A 20,421-nucleotide genomic window follows, 5' to 3' on the forward strand; every position below is an offset into this window, starting at 1 on the left:
TAAACAACTTCTATAATAACTTAACACTCACTTTAAACTGACTTCCTAATTTTGTGCGTCAATTTATATGATGCGTTCCAATTCTGAAAATACTGCTGCAATTTTCGACAGGATCTTTAAAGAGACCTGGTCGGGCACTGTTGCATATCTTATAAAAATAAGTAATAATAATGAACTAGCCGAAGATCTGGCGCAGGAAGCCTACCTGAAAGCCTGGCAAAAATTCCACCTGCTTCCTGAAGAAGAAACTGAGATAGCACGTTATATCCTTGTCATCGCCCGTAATTGTTTTCTTGATCATCTGAAAGTTGCGCTTCGGGAACGTAAACAGCACGATGCGTATAAGGTGAGTTTCCCTGAATCCGGACATTTCTCTCCGGCTATGACTGTTATAGAAGCTAAAGAACAGCAGCAAATCGTTAATCATACCATTAATAATCACGAAGAAACGGTTCGCCGTTATTACCTGCTTAATCGCGAGTACGGATTGACTTACAAGGAGATCGCCCTGCAGGAAGGGGTGTCTGAAAAAACTGTAGAACGGTATATAGGTAGAGTACTTCGCTCGCTTCGTTCACGTCTGGCTACTATCTTTTTTACCTGGTAAGGGGTTTCATTCCCGTTGGGAGCATCTTCCGTCATGAATTTTTATCTGGTAACAATTCCTTAACCTACTTTCCTGTCGGTGCCCATTTTAATTCGCCGTTCTTATATAAAACGACGTCTCTTAAATGAATATTTCCGACATCAGACACAGACTGGCAGACTATCAGGCAGGCAGATTGGACGCCGCCGGTAAGAAGGAATTGCAGCAGGCATTAGAAGGTCTGTCTGAACAGGAATTGTCGGAACTATTTCCCGTAGATGCATTTGTAAATAATATAGCACATCAGTTGCCCGAGGCAGAAATTGATACAGCACTGACTCGCTTCCGGCATAACAGGAAACCGGCTGTAAAACTGGCTTCATTAAAAGTAAAACCTGTTTTGTTGAAAAATGTCAGCCGTTACGCCGCCATCTTTGTGTTATTATTGGGGAGTAGTTTTTTAATACGCAAAGGGGTATTAAACTGGGAGCAAAAAGCAGAGCGCCGCTTTAGGACAATGCGTATAGCAGATGGTAATCACGGGTCCATCACCTTGTCTGATGGGAGTCGGGTGACTATTAATGGCGGATCCACCTTGTATTTTCCGGAAGAATTTGAAGATAGCGCACGTATAGTATATGTAGAAGAAGGAGAGGCTTATTTTGAAATTGCCAAAGACGCCAAACGACCATTCTATGTAAGGTCACTACAACTCAATGTAAAGGTATTAGGGACGTCTTTTACCGTCAGGGATTATAAAGATGAACAGACTGCCATCGTAAACGTAAATAGCGGTAAAATCGGCTTAAAAGGACTCGTTTTGAGCGCCGGTATGGGATTGACCGCAGATAAGAGAAACGGGACATTTATAAAAGAGGAAATTGACACTGCCACTACAACCGCCTGGATCAGGGGAGAATTAATTTTCCAGGATGCAGGTTTACAACAGGTCTTACAGGTATTACAGCATAAGTACGCTGTTCACTTTGATGTGAAGGATGCCACCTTATTTAAAAGGAAATACACTGCCACATTCCGGAATAATACGATCGAAAACATCATGCAGCAGTTAAAATTGATGAGCAGTTTCCAGTACACAATTACAGACAATCAAATAGTTATCAGGTAAAAAAGCACCCTGCGGTAACAGGGCGCCAAAATTCAGTACAAGCTAAATTTTAAAATGAATGGACAAATGTACAAAAAAGCGGGGATGCCCGTTAGGGATTTCCTACCCCAAACTTTCTGTATGGGTATTATTCTTCTTTGTAGCATGGCTGCCCAACATCAATGCACAAACCATTGAAAAGAAGCTGGACCTCACGGTGAGCAACCAGCCTCTGAAAGATGTATTTCAGTACATCCAGAAAAATAGCCGTTATCTCATAAATTATAGTCCTAATGATGTAGATGCTAATGTACGGGTCAGCATTAAGATCTATGATGCCACAGCAAAGGAAATTTTGCATGTTGCCCTGGCAAATACGGGTTATGTATTCACGCAAACCGGCAATACATTTATCGTAACCCGCAAACCCGAGGACATTGTGATCCGGGGGCGTATTTCAGACGAGCGGGGGGAACCGCTGGTGGGGGTGAATGTGCGTATTAAAAGCGGTAATATCGGCACTATTTCCGGTACGGATGGTAACTACTTCCTGAAGGTACCCGGTAATAATCCTACACTCGTATTTTCCTTTATAGGTTATATCACCCGTCAGGTAGCGGTAAATGAATCACAGAAACTGGACCTGCAAATGGCCCCTGATGCCAAAGCACTGAATGAAGTGGTGGTAACAACGGCATTAGGTATTAAAAGAGAAGAAAAAGGGCTTGGTTATGCCACCACAGTGGTTAAAGGTGAACAGCTGACTAACGCCTTGTCTAATAACTGGACAGACGCCCTTTCCGGAAAAGTAGCAGGTCTTAACCTGGTTCGTTCCAATGCGGGACCTACAGGCTCTAACAAAATCATTCTTCGTGGTGAGAACAACCTGAATGGCGACAACGAAGCCCTCATCGTAGTAGATGGCGTGGTGATCAACAATGGTAGCGGACGCCGTACAGGTATAGATGGTGAAACACCCTATGGTACAGGTTCTGACAACATGCCTGCCGACTATGGCACAGGTTTGAACGACCTGAACGCTGAAGATATTGAATCGGTTACCGTGCTGAAAGGCCCCGGTGCTGCAGCGCTCTATGGTCAGCGTGGTGCAAATGGTGCGGTGATCATCACCACCAAAGCTGGTACGCCCCACAAAAGAGGGTTAGGTGTTACTTTCAATAGCAACGAATCGCTGGAACAGGTAAACCGTTGGCCGGAGTTGCAATATGAATATGGACAAGGTCTGGATGGTGCCGCTTATTATTCCTACGGTACATCTGCAGATGGCGCCAGCACCAGTGGTACCAGCTCTGCTTATGGCCCAAAGTTCGACGGACAGATGTTCTTTCAATATGATCCGGTTACGCAAAAGGTAGGCACAGAAAGAACGCTGTGGAGACCTTATACAAATCAGTTACAGAAATTCTTTCAGACCGGAAAGACTTTTACGAACAGCATTAGTGTAGATGGTGGTACGGACAAAACCACTGCGCGCTTTTCATTCACAAACGTGAACAACGACTGGATCGTGCCAAACACGGGTTACAAACGTAACACCGTTGCCATGTCTGTGAATTCAAAGATCAGTGACAAACTAACCATCTCTTCCAAAGTTAACTATACAAATAAAGGGAGTGATAACCTGCCCGGTTCAGGTTATGGTAACCAATCGCTGATGTACTGGTACATCTTCTGGCAACCCAATGCAAATATCGACTGGTTGCGTGACTACTGGGTGAAAGGCCAGGAGGGTCGTGCTATTAAGTACCCTTTTAGCTCTTATCCTGAAAACCCGTTTGCCGTAGCGAATGAGTTCATCAACAAAACAAACCGTAACGGCATTACGGGGAATGTGCAGGCTACTTACAACTTCACCAAAGAACTGAGTTTACTGGTGAGAACATCCATTGACTTTGCTTATGACCAGCGTGCGCAGGAACGTCCGTATGATGCAGGTGCGAAACTACCAAAGGGAAGTTATCGTACACAGAATATCTTTTCTATGGAAGCAAGTAGTGACTTCCTGTTGAAATACAGCAAGCGCATAAATGAAGATATTGAATTCTCTGCTACAGCTGGTGGAAGCACCCTGACAAATAATTATAACAAAGATGAAACCCGTGCGGATTCACTGACATTCCCGGGTATCTTTACTTTCTCCAATGCAGCGGGTCCTTTGGTGACTATGCCCTACAGAAGTAAATATGCCATCAATAGTTTTTATGGTATGGTGACGGGTAGTTTCAGGGATTATTTATTTCTGGATCTTACCGGCAGACAGGATTGGACCAGTACGCTGGCTACACCTGACCGTACGACTAACTCCGGGTTCTTTTATCCTGCTGCCAACCTGAGTTTTGTAGCATCGGAAGTATTGCATATGCCCAAGGCGATCAACTTTGCAAAGGTACGCTTTTCTGCATCCAGCGTAGGTAGTGGTGGTACAACTGCTTACCTCACTTCGTACAATTATTTATCTGCGGGTAGTTTGTATAATGGTGGTTTGTCAGCGCCAGATCTGCTGACGAATCCGAACCTGAAGCCACTGCGTACCATTACCTATGAAGTAGGAGCGAATGTACAGTTCCTGAATAACAGATTCGGTATTGATGTAGCGGTGTACAGAGGGAATACAAAAGACCAGCACTTAAAGCGGGTGGTAGACCGTGCATCTGGTTATACACAGGTATTGATCAATGCGGGGGATGTGAGAAATGAAGGGATAGAAATCGCCCTTAACACAACACCTGTTAGTGTGAAGAATGGATTTTCGTGGAGTTCCAATGTGGTATTCTCTGCGAACCGTAACCGTATTATGAGTCTGGCCGATAGCTCTGTCGTATTGAGAACAGGCCCTGTAGGCGGTGGTCAGATCGTGGCGAAAGTAGGTGGTAGCATGGGCGACCTGTATGGTCGTGGTTATCAGCGTGCGCCGGATGGTCAGGTTATTTATGATGCCAGCACGGGAGTAGCACTGTTGACAGAAGATGTAAAATATCTTGGCAACATTCTGCCAAAAGCAAAGATCGGCTGGACGAACGATTTCAGGTATAAGGGTTTCAATCTGCACCTGCTTTTTGATGCACAATATGGTGGCGTATCGCACTCGCTTACACACTATAAAATGGCAGAGCAGGGTAAACTGAAGGAGACGCTGCCGGGCCGTTACAACGGCATCGTCGGTAATGGTGTAGTGGCGACCACTGATGGTAAATATCGTAAGAACGATGTGATCGCAACTGATATAGACGAATACTACCGTTCACACTATGGTGTAGACAATGCAGAAGGTAGTGTGTTTCGTACAGACTTTATCAAATTCAGAGAAGCACGTATAGACTATACATTCAGCAAGGGGTTGGTAAAAAGGTTGGGATTCCAGCGCGCCACAGTAGGTGTGTATGGTCGTGATCTGTTCATCTGGTCACCATGGCCGATGTTTGATCCTGAATTTGGTACCCTCTATGGTTCCGACATACTGCAGGGCTTTGAGATCGGTCAGTTCCCATCCACACGTACCCTCGGTTTTAATCTGGTAATTGGACTTTAATATTCGACATGATGAAGCAATTTACATACATACTTTTACTGGGTATCATTTTGAGTTCCTGTGCGAAAAATTTTCAGGAGACGAATACGAACCCGAATGGTACGCCTGAAGCTTTGCCATCGCAATTGATGGCCCCGGCACTGGTGAATACCCTTACATACAACATGCTGCGTAACCGCAACTTTAACAATGAGCTGATGCAGGTGACGGTGAACATGAGTGATGCAGAAGGTCAGGTGTTCCGTTACGACTTTCGTTCAACCTGGTCAGATTATCTGTACAATGGTCTCTATTCTGAGTTGACCAACTTCAAGGATATGTATACCATATCCAGTGATGAGCTGAACTACAATAAATCTTATATGGGGATCTCGCTCATTTGTCAGTCATGGATCTATTCCATACTTACAGATACTTATGGGGATATTCCTTATTTCCAGTCTAACCTTGCAAAAGACAGCCTGATCTATGAGCCTCGCTTTGATGCGCAGAAGGATATTTATCTCGATATCTTCAAAAAACTGGATACAGCCAATACGTTGCTGAGTGCGGGTACGGCTATTACAGGTTCTAGTGATCCGGTGTACAATGGGGATGTAGCAAAGTGGAGGAAGTTTGGTAACTCACTTTACCTGCGTTTGTTATTGCGTGTGTCAGCAAAGTCGGATTCAGCAATTCTGAAAATTAAGGATATCGTGGAGACGAATAAAAGTAGCTATCCTATTATGACCAGCAATGATGAATCTGCGATATTGCGATGGACGGGTGTGGGGCCTTATTCATCACCTTATCTGGCAGTGAGGGAGCAGGATTTCCGTTCACCGGGTATCGCGAGTTTCTTTATTGATAATCTTTCTCAGTGGAATGATCCACGTATTGATATACCTACTTATGGTACGGGAGGTTTTAACAGATGGGGGATCGCGCCTTATTCCGGTTCTTATCAGGGTGTACCAAGTGGTTATTCACCGGGTGAGAATCCTGTGAAGAAATGTTATTTCTATTCCAATACATCGGCTGTTTCTCTCATGACAGAACCGATGACGGGGATGATGATGAACTATGCAGAGTTGGAATTTATACTGGCAGAAGCGGCGGCGAAAGGATGGATCAGTGGTTCGGCAGAGACGTTTTATAATACAGGTGCGCTCAACAGCATTACACAGTGGATTCCTACCTGGCCTACATCCATCACCACCTGGCTGGCAGCGGCAGATATCGAGTGGCTGAATGATGAAACGCTGGATCAGAAGATGGAGAAAATACATAAGCAAAAGTATTATGCGTTGTTCCTGACGGATATGCAGCAGTGGTTTGAGTATCGTCGTACAGGGCATCCTGAATTACCAAAGGGTGCAGGGTTGCGGAATAATGGTGTGATGCCAGCCAGAATGACTTACCCGGTGTATGTGCAGTCTACCAATCCGACGAACTACAAGCTGGCGATAGCCAGTCAGGGACCAGATGAAATCAGTACACAGGTATGGTGGCAGAAACCGTAACAATAAAATCATTTTACAATGAAGAAATTCTTAGTATACTTACCACTCATATTATTCATTTGGGGTTGTGAAAAAAGTGAGACCTATCCCGGTGGAACCATCAGCCCTTATATTTCGATATACGATATCAGGAATCTGTATAAGTCAAAACCCGTTACACTCAGCAAAGAAAACATGCTTGGCTCTACGAGTATAGCAGCGATGGTCGTATCAGATCATAGCGGAGGCAATTTGCCAGCCGGACTGCTGATTGTGCAGGATGCGCGGCGTTTGTCAAAGCTGAGAGGGATCGCGATTCAATTGGGGGATGTAGCGAATAGTTATGTGCCGGGAGATTCTGTGTTGATCGATGTGCAGGGGGCAGTATTGGAAAAAACAGATGGCATGTTGGAACTGACCGGGGTATCACTGACGAAAATGAGGAAGATCTCTTCCGGGAATACGATTCCGGTAAACCGTGTTACGACTGCGGCAATATTGGCGAATCCGGGTGATTTTGAAAGTACATTGGCGGTAATTGTAAAAGGTGGGTTCGATCCATTGCCTGCAAAAGGAGATGTATTGAAAGGCGATAAAGTATTGAATGATGGTTTTGGAAATTTGTTGTTACGTACAGCAGATACCAGTGCGTTTGCGAATATCACTGCGCCGGTGAGCGCCAACTTCTATGGTATTGTGTTTATAGGTGCGGATAATACGCCTGTGTTCCGTATGCGCACTGCTGCTGATGTCACTGTATTGAGTTCAGAAATTTCTATAGCACCCGTGTTGATCACTGGTTTTATGTCAGATGCAAGTGGTGCGGATGGTAATTATGAATATGTGCAGATGATGGCGACGAGGGATATTGACTTTGCAGCTACGCCATTTGCGCTCGTGGTGACGAACAATGCCAATGCCAGCACGCCTACAGGTTATCCATCCAGGGGATGGGCGACAGGTGAAAAGCGTTCTTACAAGTTTAATCTTTATGCTGGTAAGGCAGCGAAAGGAACGTTCTTTTATGTAGGAGGTATCGGGAAAAAAATTAATGGGTCCAAATCTACAGATATCAGTAGTGCTAACTGGGTACGTACATTTGACTATACGACTAAGGGTGGAGATGGATTTGGTACAGCGACGACAGGTTTGATGGCGAATAGTGGGAATGCATTTGGGATGGCGGTATTCCAGGATACATTGGTAACGGTAGATTCAAAACCGGTAGATGTGATGTGGGTGTCGACGGGTGGTAGTTTGTATACAGCTGGGCCACCGGCGAAAGGTTATCGCATTGCGAATACCGATTTTTATGATATAATCAATCCGATCACGCTGGAAGAACAGCCATTTTATCGTCAGGGGTCTAATACATTGGCGCTGTCGTATAATACGGCGGATTTGGGGATATTTAATATGCTGGGTGGAGTGTATAATGTATCGTTGGGTAAGTGGGTACAGGCAAGGGCGCAGAATAATAAACAACTTAGTACAACATCGGTGATAACGGATATAGAAGGTGATGGCGCAACGACGCTTAAATAAGGCTCAGCGATAACTGATATAGAAAGTAATGGTATAAAAACATCAGCGATAACCGATATAGAAGGTGATGGCGCAACAACACTTAAATAAGATGTATGCTTAACAGAAGAAACTTTTTAAAGAATGTAGGTGTGACCGGTTCATTGTTAGCTTTGCCGGCGGCGATAGTGAATGCAAGGCCTTTGCTGCGGGAGAACAATATTGATCTTTCTACTGTATCGCTCAGGGGCAAGGTTCTTTGTGAGGGGAAAGGCGTGGCAGGTGTTCCGGTGACAGATGGGATTAATATTACGCTGACAGATAAAAATGGTGGGTATGAGCTGCAATCCAATGGTACGGCGGAGTTTGTGTACATGAGTGTACCACGTGGGTATGCGTTTCCGGAGGAGCGGGGCATCGCATCTTTTTATCAGGCTATTCCAAAGAACAAGCCTTCCTTTACGGCTGATTTCAAATTGGAGAAGTTGAAGGTGGATGATACAAAACACACCTTTATGGTTTGGGCGGATCCGCAGATGAAGTCGCAGAAAGATGTAGATCAGTTGTTGAAAGAGTCTGTGCCTGATTTGCAGGGGGTGATTAAATCTTATCCTAAGGATACGTTGATACATGGTATTGGTTGTGGTGATCTGGTATGGGATGAGTTTGAGTTGTATCATGGTTATCGCAGGGCGGTGGAGTTGTGTGGAATTCCTTTCTTTAATGTGATTGGGAATCATGATATGGATAATGAGGCGAGGACGGATGATGGTTCGGCTAATACATTTAAGTCTCATTTCGGGCCTACTTATTATTCATATAACAGGGGAGAGATCCATTACATTGTGTTGGATGATGTGTTCTTTTTGGGGGAAGCTAAAAATTACATTGGTTATCTGACAGAGAACCAATTACAATGGCTGGATCAGGATCTGGCGCAGGTGAAGGCTGGGAGTATGATCGTATTGAGTTTGCATATACCGACTTATACCGGACAGGCAAGGAGAGAGGGGAAGAAGGATGAACCGGGAGGTGGTACGGTGGCGAACAGGAAGAAGTTGTACAAGATGTTTGCGCCTTATAAGGTGCACATAATGAGTGGGCATACGCATTTTAATGATAATTGGGAAGAAGGGAATATCATGGAGCATAATCATGGAACGGTGTGTGGGGCCTGGTGGACGGGGCCAATTTGTAGTGATGGAACGCCGGCAGGGTATGGGATCTATGATGTGGATGGGACAGATATAAAGTGGGTGTATAAAGGGACGGGGTTACCAAAGGAGAAGCAGTTGCGTATCTATGAAAAGGGGCGGGTGCAGGCTTCGCCTGATGAGGTGGCGGTGAATGTATGGAATTGGGATAAGAAGTGGAAGGTGGAGTGGTTTGAGGATGGGGTCAGTAAGGGGGAGATGGAGAGGCGGGTGGCATATGATCCATGGGCGGTGGAGTTGTATTTGGGGCCGGAGTTGCCGAAGAAACATAAGTTTGTAGAGCCTTCATTGACGGATCATCTGTTTTTTGCGAAGCCGTCCGTGGGGGTGAAGAAAATAATGGTGAGGGCGACGGATAGGTTTGGGAATGTTTATGTGGAGAGTATTTAGTTAGGTTGTAGGCGGGTGTCGGGCTCGTTATCTTATTGGCTTTCGGCGGGCGATAAGCCCGCCGAAAGCCGCTTGCAGGCGGTCAGGAATTTTCCCTTCGGCAAAATTCCTGACCGCCTGCTTTTTATCCCATATTACATGGAACGCTTTACTTCCTGAACAGGTAAGCCCGGAACGGGTTATTTAGTATGCGTAACTTCCGGAACCGGCAATCCTGCTACCGGCAGCAAATCCTCTTTATGAATGAATAACGAAATAGAGTGTCCCTGCACCTGCACCTTATTCCCAGCCACATACGTATTTTGATCTTCCGTCTTCCATACACTGGTATCCAGGATCCGCTGCCACTTCTTCGCATACTTTTCTGTAGGCAACGCAAATTCAATCGCAGCATGGTGTGCATTGAAAATAACATAAAAAGAATCATCCACCATCTTTTCACCCACCTCATTCACACATCTCAACCCTTTTCCATTCAAGTAAATAGCAATTGATTTCGCATAATATTCTTTCCAATGATCCTCCTGCATCTCCGCACCATCCGGCAGGAACCATCCAATATCTTCCACTCCCTTAATAGGAATTCCCTGAAACCATCCCGGCCTAGCAAAAACAGAATGACTCTTCCGCAACTTAATGATATTCCTCGTAAACTCCCGTAATTGCGGATCCTGTTTCTCCCAATCCAACCATGAAATTTCATTATCCTGACAATAAGCATTGTTATTCCCATGTTGCGTATTCCCCGATTCATCACCCGCTACAAGCATAGGCACACCCTGTGAAAGGAATAAGGTTGTAATAAAATTGCGCTTGATCTGTGCACGGATATTATTGATGCCTTCATCATTGGTGTCACCTTCAGCCCCCCAGTTAAAAGAGTAATTATCATTCGCTCCATCCCTGTTGTCTTCACCATTACTTTCATTATGCTTGCCATTATAAGAGACAAGGTCATGCAGGGTAAAACCATCATGGGCGGTAATGAAGTTGATACTAGCCGTTGGTCTGCGATAATCCGCCTCATACAAATCCGGACTTCCTGTAAACCGAAGGGCAAACTCAGCCAGCATACTATCATCACCTTTCCAGTATCCCCTGATACAATCCCTATATAGACCATTCCATTCCGCCCATCCAGGAGGGAATTTTCCTACCTGATAGCCACCTTCTCCCACATCCCAGGGTTCAGCAATCAACTTCACCTGACTGATCACCGGATCCTGGTAAATGATTTCAAAGAAAGCACTCAAGCTGTTCACCTCATGTAGTTCCCGTGCTAATGCTGCCGCCAGGTCGAAACGGAATCCGTCAATATGCATCTGTTCTACCCAATAACGAAGACTATCCATGATCAGGCGCAGTACATTGGGCAACTGTGCATTCAGTGTATTGCCTGTGCCGGTAAAATCCATGTAGTACCGTTTATCTTCAGTAAGCCGGTAATAACTACAATTATCCACTCCTCTGAAGCTCAGTGTCGGTCCCATATGGTTACCTTCGGCAGTATGGTTGTAAACGACATCCAGGAATACTTCAATACCTGCTTTATGAAGGGCTTTGACCATTTCCTTGAACTCGGTTACCTGCTGGCCTTCGATACCGGAAGAAGAATACCGCGCATCAGGGGCAAAATACCCAATGGTATTATAGCCCCAGTAGTTAGTCAATCCTTTCTCAACCAGGTGTCTGTCGGCTACAAAGTGATGTACCGGCATTAATTCAACCGCCGTTACCCCTAGCTTTTTGAGGTAGTCGATTGTAACCGGATGGCCGATGGCCGCATATGTTCCGCGGATCTCTTCAGGAATGTCCGGATGCATTTTTGTAAAGCCCTTTACATGCATCTCATAGATGATGGTGGCATTGTAGGGGATTTTTGGAAATTTATCGTCTTCCCAATCAAAGGCATCATCGACCACTACCGATTTCGGAATATATGGAGCGCTGTCAGCGTCGCTGAAACTCAGGTCTTCTTCCGGACTGCCTATTTGGTAGCCAAAGAGGGAGTCGTGCCAGTTGATAGTGCCTGATATGGCTTTGGCGTATGGATCTAAGAGTAATTTATTTTCATTGAAACGGCTACCTTCCTGTGGAGTGTATGGGCCATTTACACGGTAACCGTACAGTTGGCCGGGCTTCAGGCCGGATACATGCACGTGCCATACCTGATGAAACCGCTCAGTCATTTTGATTCTTTGCGATTCTTTTGGGTCTGAGGGGCTGTTGAACAGGCAAAGGTCTACACTGGTTGCATAGTCGGCGTAGATGGCGAAATTCACGCCTTTATCATCAGGGGTTGCGCCTAATGGATATGGACTACCAGGGGTAATGTGGACTGGTAGATGGAGGGTTTGTGGACTGTTCTTCATTAATTTCCAGAGCAATTAGTTATAGGGCATAGGGTGGTAAAATTCATGCCATTACAATCGTTATTCATATAAAAACTGGCAATTATTGCAGAAAAATGATCTTCGTCTGGTCGTGCCCAGGTATTCTTTATTAAATGCTATATGGCAGCGGGGGCAGGTTTTGCGGGTGTGGGCGAGCCAGTGTTGTTTTAGTACAGAAGTTTTTTTCCATTCCAGGAAATCGAAGCTGTACTGACGGGCTTCCTGTACCAGTTCTTTCTTCTTTTTAAGGGGCAATTTCCCCACTTTGCTGAGTGGGTGGATGTGGGTACGGAATAGGACTTCGTTTTTAATAATATTGCCGGAGCCGGCAAAGATGTCCTGGTTGAGGAGGGCATCGCATGCTAACATGTCAGGGAATTTTTTGAGTTGTTTCAATACCTTTTCAGCGTTCCATTGGTCGCTGAGCAAATCGATTTCCCAGTCGTAGACTTCATTAAGTGGTTGGTCGATGATGATGACGGAGCAGGTGTAGAAGTTCAATTCGTCATTTGTAAAGGTGAGGCGGAGGGTGGGGTTTGCTGGTTTGCGGTTGTTGATAAGATAGGTGCCGAAGAGGAGGAGGTGGATGCGGATGGTGAAGGTGTTGAAGCAGATGAGGAGATGTTTTCCCCAGGATTTGATGGCGGTGATTTTTTTGTTTTTAAGTTTTGATAGGTCAATTTTCGCGTAGCCGGAGGCGGCGAGGATTTTTTTCCCTTTGAAGTGGGAGATGGCTTTTTTCAGGATGACGATGGAGGGGCCTTCGGGCATGGATTAAAAAGGTTTAAGGGTTGGGAATTTCTATAAGAAAGACATTTTCTATAAGATCTGTCAGATGAATTTTTGTAGTTTTTTTAATACCTGTTGCATATTGATTCCTTTTCCTAATACTCCTTTCAGTAAATCCCCTGTTTCAGCAATTCTATCAGGCATATTGAAGATATCAAAGTGTTTAATTGTTAATCCTTTTTTGACCTCTTCCCATTTTAGTGGGGCAGATACGGTGGCGCCTGGTTTGGGTCTTAAAGAGTAGGCAACAGCCATGGTTTGGATTTGCCTGTTTTGAAGGAAATCTAAGTAGATTTTTCCTTTTCGCTTATTAGGAGAGCGTTCAATACTTGTAATGTCAGGTAGTCTTTTATTGATGACCTGGACGATGAGTTCTGCAAGCATACGGGATTGATCAAATGTATACTTTGCGCCAAGAGGAATGAGGATGTGCATGCCGGTAGAGCCGGAGGTTTTGATGTAGGAATCAGCGCCTATATCATCGAGTAATTTTTTTATTTCGAGTGCGGTTTGAATGACTTCATTGAAGTCATTGGTGTCTGGATCGAGGTCGATGAGACAGTAGTCTGGATTGTCTGGTTTTTGAATGCGGCTATGCCATGGGTTGAGTTCAATGCAACCAAGGTTGGCCATATAAAGTAGACTGGCTTTGTCTTTGCAGACAAGGAAGTTTTTTGTTTCGCCATCTGATTCGCTGACGTAGGGGAAGGTTTGGATCCAGTCGGCGACTTTGTCTTCTACATTTTTTTGATAGAAGTGGAAGCCTTTGATACCGTCGGGAAATCTGTTGAGGGATTGCGGGCGGTCGATGAGGTAGGGGAGAATGGTATCGGAGATGGTTGCGTAGTAGTTGAGCATGTCTCGTTTGGTGATGTTTTCATCTGGCCAGTAGAGTTTGTCAAGGTTGGTGAATTTTAGGAGTTTCCCGTCTATTTTGATTTCGACTTCGTTTTGATCCTCCGGAAGGAGGGGGGGAGTGGGCTTTTTTTTTGAAGTTGGTTTGGGAGTTGATTTTTTAGGAGAGGTGGAAGGCTTAGAGGTGGCCTTGGGGACAGGTGGTGTTGCTTTTGAGGCAGCAGCTTTCTTAGCGGAGGTCTTTCCAGCGGTAGCTTTTTTAGTAGTAGCTTTTGGGGGTGTTGCTTTTTTCGCTGTCAAATTTTCTACTACTTTTTCGGGTTTAGCTGTCTTTTTCACTGTCTTTGTTTTTTTATCAGAAACTGGTGCCGCCACTACTTTTTCCTTCTTCTCCTTCTTCGCACTTTTATCTTCTCTCAAACCAAGAAAAATCGGTTGTCTTAAAATGCCTTCTCTTGTCTCCTCGGCAAATTTCACTTCACATACCAACTCAGGCTTTATCCAGGTAGCCGGCATATTGGTTTTTGGTTTTATTTTAAAGGGAAATTCGTTTGTTATCAAAGGTTGGAATTTTTCATACAATTCTTTCAGTGACTTCGTATCAAATCCTCCTCCTGTATGACCTATATAATTCAATACGCCATTCTTATACTTTCCTAATATCAACGCACCAAAATGTTTCCGGCTATTCCGGCCGGCGGTATAGCCACAGATGATCGCTTCCGTCTGCAAATTGTTTTTAATTTTTAGCCAACTATCCGTGCGGCGGCCTAAAGAATAGGTACTATCCGCATCTTTAGCCATTACGCCTTCCAGTCCTTTTTTCAAAGCGGCTTTAAAGAATGCGGTGCCCTGACCATTTTCTCCTGTGATGTGTTCACTGTACCGTATCAGTTTATTATTCTGTGGTAATACCTGTTGTAATATTTCCTTTCTTTCCAGTAAAGGTAGTTGTGTGATATCCTTGCCATCATACCATAGCAGGTCAAAGACATAATAAGCAAGTTGTACGGATTTGCCCGTCTTCAGGTAATTTTGTAGCGCCTGGAAATCAGGGTTACCGTTTTTATTCAATGCAACTATTTCGCCATCGATAATAGCTTTTGTATTCCATTCTTTTAGGGCATCAGCAATCACGTCAAACTTTTCGTTGAAGGAAAGTTGGTTCCTGGAGAGGATGTTTACATTGCCTTTGTTTATATAGCTGATAGCCCTGTAGCCATCCCATTTGATTTCATAGAGCCAGTCTTTTTTATCAAATGGTTTTTCAGTGAGGGTGGCCAGCATGGGTTTTATTTCTTTGGGCATGGGGGCTTTTTTGCCCTTTGAAAGGAGGGTAGAGAAGTCGTATGCAGGATGAGTAGCGATTTCGTTAAGGGGAGGATGAGTGGCAAGATCTTTCGCCGTAGGCTGAGGGGCAGATTTTTTAACGCGAGGATGAGTGGTAACCATCTCCGGGTCTTTCTCCACCTGCTTAAGTGTCCTGCCGGATAAAACCGATTTCTCTTTCTTTGTCACATCCGCTGTTGCGGCATATTCATCCTTTATCTTCATTAGTAACCATGAATTCTCCCCTCTGCCGTGTGTTTTCACCAAGGCAAATTCCCCTTTCAGCTTTTCTCCCTGCAAAATAAAATGAAGCTTTCCGTTTTCGATGGCATGTAACAACTCCTTTTCCCACCCCTTTTTATTGAGTCCGCTTATCTGCGGAACATAGGTCCCCTCATCCCAGACAATCACCGTACCTGCGCCGTAGTTGCCGGCTGGGATCACACCTTCAAAATCTTTATAATCATAAGGATGATCCTCTACCATCATGGCGAGTCTTTTCACTTTCGGATCCATTGAAGGCCCTTTTGGCACCGCCCAGCTTTTAAGTACACCCTTCATTTCCAGTCTGAAATCATAATGCAAATGCGAAGCATCGTGCTTCTGAATTACAAAATGCAATTCCTTATTATCACTCTTGCCACCTGTAGGTTCAGGTGTCTTTGTAAAAGTTCTTTTTTGCCTGTACTTAGCTAAGCTCATAGCGATCAAATTTTAACTGGGCCATCATGGTGTCTCCTTACATGGAAATTAACGCATCACTTTAACTGGAATCCTCGTTTCTTATTAACCGGACATCAATAATGTCCCATTAACTGGGGCATCATGGTGTCTCCTTACATGGAAATTAACGTTTCTCCTTACCGGACATCATCGTTTCTCTTTAACTGGTAATTGCAATTCCTCCGTTCGGATGCAATATTTCCCCGGAAATAAAGGCCGCATCTTCGGAAGCCAGAAAAATATAACAAGGTGCAATGTCTGCAGGGTGAGCGGCATGTCCGAAAAGGGCATCTTTCCCATAGTCAGGGTCGGCTATGTCATAGACAGATGAATCCCATATTGCGCCTGGCGCCACTCCATTCACCCTGATCCCTTTTTTAATTAATTGGGAAGACAAGACCCTGGTAAAGTCGATAATGGCTTCCTGGGTTGAAGTATTGATAATACTGCTCCCTATTGCCAGGTGTGGGATGGCATGATTGACGAGATAATATTGCGGAACAAGATTTTCCTGTGCTGCATTGTTTACAAGGATATCGATCTTTCCAAACCTGCTAATCGTTTTATCGACAGCTAGTTTGCAACCATCTTCACTTGTTACATTACAGGAAAGTAAAAGTGCTTGTTTGCCATATTCCCTGATCATGTCTGCTGTCTCTCTGGCCTGGCTGCCATCATCATTGAAAAGGATAGCAACTTCCGCGCCTTCTTTGGCAAACTGTACGGCAATGGCACGGCCAAGGCCAGTATCTCCGCCCTCTATCAGCGCGACTTTGCCGAGAAGACGGTGGCATCCATCTTTTGCAGTGTCGTATAAGATGGAAGGAAAGATGGTTGTTTCCGGTTCGCCTTCTGTTTCGTAATCTCCACAAGGCATTTCACGAATATATTTATATCGGTAATTTTGGGTGATTGTTTCCATAACTCAGTTGTTTTAGGTTTTTTCAATAAAGTAATTTAGTTTTCAAATAAGCGGCTGTGACTGGTAAGTATTTTCGTCTTTGTCTTACTAACTTCCAGAATTATGCCATTGTGGGGGAAGGCTTTATTTATAACCTTTTAAAAACGTTAAATTCGCTGATAATATGCCAATAGATTATATTTTAGAAATGATAGAGGAGCTGGGAAGAGCCATGAGGGCAATTATAGCTCGGAGAAAGGATCAGCCTGCAAAGGCGTTGGAGGAGATTAAAGCTGCGTTTAGTGGGACGAAGTTTGGGAGCAAGGCCTTTTTTGATGGTTTAAGTGCAGAGGAGTTAGCGGTTTTTCTGAGGGAGAAGGAGGTGGATTATAGAGCAGTGGATTATATGGTGGATATACTTTTGGAGGAGGCGGAGATTAATAGGGATCAGGTGTTGGAGCAGTTGGCAATGGAGGCTCCTAATGCTGAAGAGGGGGATGCAAATCATGAAATCCGATTAGTGGTGGATAGCCCACAGCAACTGCTATTACTTGCAAAAATACAGGTGCTGATTGATTACACTTCAGCAGTGGAAGCATCGTTAAAAATATACTCTTTGAAAAGAGGGCCGCAAAAAGAAAGGTTGAAAGGCTTATCCTCATAAGGGATGAATGAGTAGTATTATCAACGTCCTGAATATTGGCGACAACTGATCGATCACTTCTTTTAATATTCCTGCCAGCTCTTTCTGCGTCATTGCCTTTGTCGCATTTCCATTATCCATTATCTCATTTTCCTCCTCCATAAGGTCAGCGGATACAAATTCCAGGTGCCGTCTTTCCAGGTACTTCAGACAAGTCTTATATGCTATCCCGCCTATCCATGTATTTAACTTGGACTGATACCTGAACTCTTTCAATGACAGATATACCTTCAATACACCTCCTGCACCAGACCCTTCCGAACATGCGCCTCTGTGATCATTTTATACATGATCTGGGCTACAAGTCCTTCTGATTGTTTAATGATCACTCCAAAGGCCTGCTTATTACCATTCAAAACCTGTTGTATCAGTTCCTGATCTGTCAATTGTTGTCCTTGTTTGTATATATTAGTCCCGTTTTAGTGAAAAAGGTTGCACTTTCCGACTACTTTTTTCAAACTTTTTTCCGGGTACGCTTTCTGACTCTCTAAACGGATACCTCCGCCGCATCTATCAAATCGTGAGAAAATACTAATATTCTGTGAAAGTGTACCAGTAAGTCCTGTCACATTCCCCAACTTTGTAAATATTGCTATGGCATTATCATTGCCATGTTAATGCTAAAAAATCAAGTATTATGAGCAAGATTATAGGCATTATCGCAGGGAGTCTGCGCAAAGAATCTTTTTCAAAGAAGATTGCCAGTGGATTACTTCCCATGGCTCCGGCGGGGTTTGAGTTTAAAATCATCGCCATTGATGAGCTGCCCATTTATAATCAGGATTTTGATGATCATCAAAACGTGCCGGGTTCCTATGTTGCTTTCAGAAATGCGATACAATCTGTGGATGGGGTCATTTTTGTGACACCTGAGCATAACAGGTCTATACCTGCGGCTTTGAAAAATGCGCTGGATGTAGGGTCAAGACCATATGGGAAAAGTGTGTGGAATGGCAAGCCCGGTGCTGTGTTTAGTAATTCCCCTGGTAATATTGGTGGGTTTGGGGCAAATCATCATTTAAGGCAAAGTCTTGTATTTCTTAATATTCCTGTGATGCAACAGCCAGAGGTGTATATTCAGAAATCTAATGAGCTGTTTGATGATAAGGGGGACCTGAAAGAAGGGGATACTAAAGAGTTTATTGCAAAGGCGGTGAAAGCGTATATAGATTGGTTTAATAAAAACGCTTAGAAAAATTCTTTCCATCAGGTACCGAATAAAACATTCATGAAAGAGGGAATTCTCCAACGGGGAATGAAAACCATTTTTATAAAAAGGGGATGTCTCGAAACTTCGAGACGCCCCCTTTTTATAAAAACTATTTCTTCAACTTATCTGCCGCAGGTACCCACCTCACTTTCAAATCCGGATCCTTCATATCCATATCAACCGGAAACATCGGATGCGTTATATGCTTATATCCTAGCCGTTCCAAATTCTGATCTACACCACCCGGTGTCAGCGCCAGCAGCCAATCTGCACGCATATTATACAATTCAGGTTCCAGATAGCCAATCTTCACCACCACAATATCTGCTTTACGGGGATTCAATCCTAACCGTGTAAAATCTTTCTCTTTGTGATAAGGTTTCCGCTTCTGTGTCACGATCACGTGCACACTCCCTACCTTTACCACGACTTCTACAACAGCATCTTTATCACCATATTTAATTGACTCAATCGTACCGGACAGCTTCACAGGACCTGCAAAACGCGCATCCACCTTTGCACCTGCTTCAGCTTCTATATGCTTTCCTACACCCAGTTCTATGGCTTTCTTTACAAAATCGGGGCCAGGGATACTTGCATAAATCAATGTAGGCCCATTCTCTGATTTAAACTCAGATCGTGCCAGTATCTGCGTCAATGTCCAGGTTACATCGCCTGCACCACCCGCAGTTGGATTATCACCAGAATCACTAATATAGAAAGGATGTTTATCACTTTTCACGGCAGCATCCAGCGCTTCCTGCAAGGTGGCAGTCGGTGCTACAAATTCAAATTGTTTGCGCACATCCCAAAAGCTTTTTGCCAGTTTTTCGGCGGCAATGGTTACATTTTCCTTGTCATCACCTGTTACCATTACGACTGCATGATTGCGTGGTTCATCTGCCCATGCATACCCGATCCAGATTGCAGCATCAATTACACCGGGTTGTCTGGAAGCCGGATCTACCTGCGCATACAAACTCTTACCGGGTTCTATTCGGGTAGATGTTTTTTCGCCCGGCAATAAGATTGGCACTGGAATCCAGGCTTTGTAGGCGGGTTTCCCTTTACCACTTTTCAGGCGTTCTACGAGATTACGTATTGCTCTTTCCTTTGTATCCAGTGCATCTTCGTGAGGTGCCATGCGATAACAGGTAATGAGATCTGTATTTTCCGCCAGTCGCCAGCTTACATTTCCATGCAGGTCCATAGAGGTACTGATCAGCGTTTTCGTACCCACTACTTTGCGGATGCGTACTATAAAATCACCTTCCGGATCTTCCATGCCCACTACACTCATCGCTCCATGAATATCGAAATACAATCCATCGTAAGGGAGGTGTTTCTTCAATGAATCCAGTGTTTTTCTAACCAGCGACTCATATGCCTCTTTGGTCACCGCGCCACCCGGCAATGCATGGCCCGTAATTGTCGGGAACCACATAGCAGCCTTTCGCAGGGGCGAATCTGCCGACATAAATGGATACGTCTTAAATACCTCATTGCCATACTGCGCCTTGAAAGCCGCTTCGTCTGACGTGGCAGGAGAGAAAGTGCTGGACTCGATAGCGAGACCTGCGATAGCTATACGGGGCAGCTTATTCTGCGCAATGGCGCCACCCATAAGGCAATAACTTGCCATTAGAAAAAACACACGTTTCATAA

15 protein-coding genes are annotated in these 20,421 nt (G+C 44.4%); 8 read left to right on the forward strand and 7 right to left on the reverse strand.

Annotation, left to right across the window (positions count from 1 at the left end; all coding sequences use genetic code 11):
- Positions 1-67: 67 nt before the first annotated feature.
- The 6 genes from BW716_RS22800 (at position 68) to BW716_RS22825 (ending at position 9,853) form a co-directional block, all read left to right on the forward strand.
- The gene (locus tag BW716_RS22800; RefSeq protein WP_083726339.1) at positions 68-607 is read left to right on the forward strand and encodes a sigma-70 family RNA polymerase sigma factor; all 540 of its coding nucleotides are present in this window, start codon (positions 68-70) and stop codon (positions 605-607) included.
- A gap of 124 nt (positions 608-731) precedes the next feature.
- The gene (locus BW716_RS22805) at positions 732-1,715 is read left to right on the forward strand and encodes a FecR family protein (RefSeq protein ID WP_083726341.1); all 984 of its coding nucleotides are present in this window, start codon (positions 732-734) and stop codon (positions 1,713-1,715) included.
- A 58-nt stretch (positions 1,716-1,773) separates the two neighbouring features.
- Positions 1,774-5,244 (forward strand): SusC/RagA family TonB-linked outer membrane protein, encoded by a 3,471-nt coding sequence (locus tag BW716_RS22810; RefSeq protein WP_083726343.1) that lies wholly within the window; start codon positions 1,774-1,776, stop codon positions 5,242-5,244.
- 8 nt (positions 5,245-5,252) lie between these two features.
- Complete coding sequence (locus BW716_RS22815; RefSeq protein WP_083726345.1) at positions 5,253-6,746, forward strand: SusD/RagB family nutrient-binding outer membrane lipoprotein; 1,494 nt, start codon at positions 5,253-5,255, stop codon at positions 6,744-6,746.
- A gap of 18 nt (positions 6,747-6,764) precedes the next feature.
- A complete protein-coding gene (locus BW716_RS22820) occupies positions 6,765-8,270 on the forward strand; it encodes a DUF5689 domain-containing protein (RefSeq protein ID WP_083726347.1) in 1,506 nt (501 codons plus the stop codon).
- A gap of 95 nt (positions 8,271-8,365) precedes the next feature.
- On the forward strand, positions 8,366-9,853 hold the full coding sequence (locus BW716_RS22825) for a calcineurin-like phosphoesterase family protein (RefSeq protein WP_083726349.1): 1,488 nt from the start codon (positions 8,366-8,368) through the stop codon (positions 9,851-9,853).
- A gap of 179 nt (positions 9,854-10,032) precedes the next feature.
- Here BW716_RS22825 and glgX read toward each other — a convergent pair whose 3' ends face one another.
- The 4 genes from glgX to BW716_RS22845 form a co-directional block, all read right to left on the reverse strand.
- Positions 10,033-12,225 carry a glycogen debranching protein GlgX gene (gene glgX / locus BW716_RS22830; protein WP_083726351.1) on the reverse strand — a complete coding sequence of 731 codons (2,193 nt, stop codon included), beginning with the start codon at positions 12,223-12,225 and terminating at the stop codon, positions 10,033-10,035.
- A gap of 60 nt (positions 12,226-12,285) precedes the next feature.
- Complete coding sequence (locus BW716_RS22835) at positions 12,286-13,017, reverse strand: DNA-formamidopyrimidine glycosylase family protein (RefSeq protein ID WP_083726353.1); 732 nt, start codon at positions 13,015-13,017, stop codon at positions 12,286-12,288.
- Positions 13,018-13,077: 60 nt separating this feature from the next.
- Positions 13,078-15,921 carry a non-homologous end-joining DNA ligase gene (gene ligD / locus BW716_RS22840; protein WP_083726355.1) on the reverse strand — a complete coding sequence of 948 codons (2,844 nt, stop codon included), beginning with the start codon at positions 15,919-15,921 and terminating at the stop codon, positions 13,078-13,080.
- A gap of 181 nt (positions 15,922-16,102) precedes the next feature.
- A complete protein-coding gene (locus tag BW716_RS22845) occupies positions 16,103-16,864 on the reverse strand; it encodes an SDR family oxidoreductase (protein ID WP_083726357.1) in 762 nt (253 codons plus the stop codon).
- Between the two features lie 163 nt (positions 16,865-17,027).
- On the opposite strand from BW716_RS22845, the gene BW716_RS22850 reads away from it, so the two are divergent.
- Positions 17,028-17,507: a hypothetical protein gene (locus BW716_RS22850; protein WP_083726359.1), complete on the forward strand. Its 480-nt coding sequence runs from the start codon at positions 17,028-17,030 to the stop codon at positions 17,505-17,507.
- Here BW716_RS22850 and BW716_RS22855 read toward each other — a convergent pair.
- Both BW716_RS22855 and BW716_RS36885 read right to left on the reverse strand, forming a co-directional pair.
- Positions 17,502-17,762, reverse strand: a complete 261-nt coding sequence (locus BW716_RS22855; protein ID WP_083726361.1) for an RNA polymerase sigma factor — start codon at positions 17,760-17,762, stop codon at positions 17,502-17,504. The two genes, BW716_RS22850 and BW716_RS22855, sit on opposite strands and share 6 nt — an antisense overlap.
- Positions 17,763-17,776: 14 nt before the next feature.
- Entirely contained in the window at positions 17,777-17,932 is a 156-nt protein-coding gene (locus BW716_RS36885) for a hypothetical protein (RefSeq protein ID WP_179091234.1), read from the reverse strand.
- Between the two features lie 251 nt (positions 17,933-18,183).
- On the opposite strand from BW716_RS36885, the gene BW716_RS22860 reads away from it, so the two are divergent.
- On the forward strand, positions 18,184-18,738 hold the full coding sequence (locus BW716_RS22860; protein WP_083726363.1) for an NADPH-dependent FMN reductase: 555 nt from the start codon (positions 18,184-18,186) through the stop codon (positions 18,736-18,738).
- 127 nt (positions 18,739-18,865) lie between these two features.
- On the opposite strand, the gene BW716_RS22865 is transcribed toward BW716_RS22860, so the two are convergent.
- Positions 18,866-20,419, reverse strand: a complete 1,554-nt coding sequence (locus tag BW716_RS22865) for a M81 family metallopeptidase (RefSeq protein ID WP_083726365.1) — start codon at positions 20,417-20,419, stop codon at positions 18,866-18,868.
- Positions 20,420-20,421 lie beyond the last annotated feature (2 nt).

This window comes from [Flexibacter] sp. ATCC 35208 (genome assembly GCF_001975825.1).
In the GTDB taxonomy this organism is placed as follows: Bacteria; Bacteroidota; Bacteroidia; order Chitinophagales; family Chitinophagaceae; genus Chitinophaga.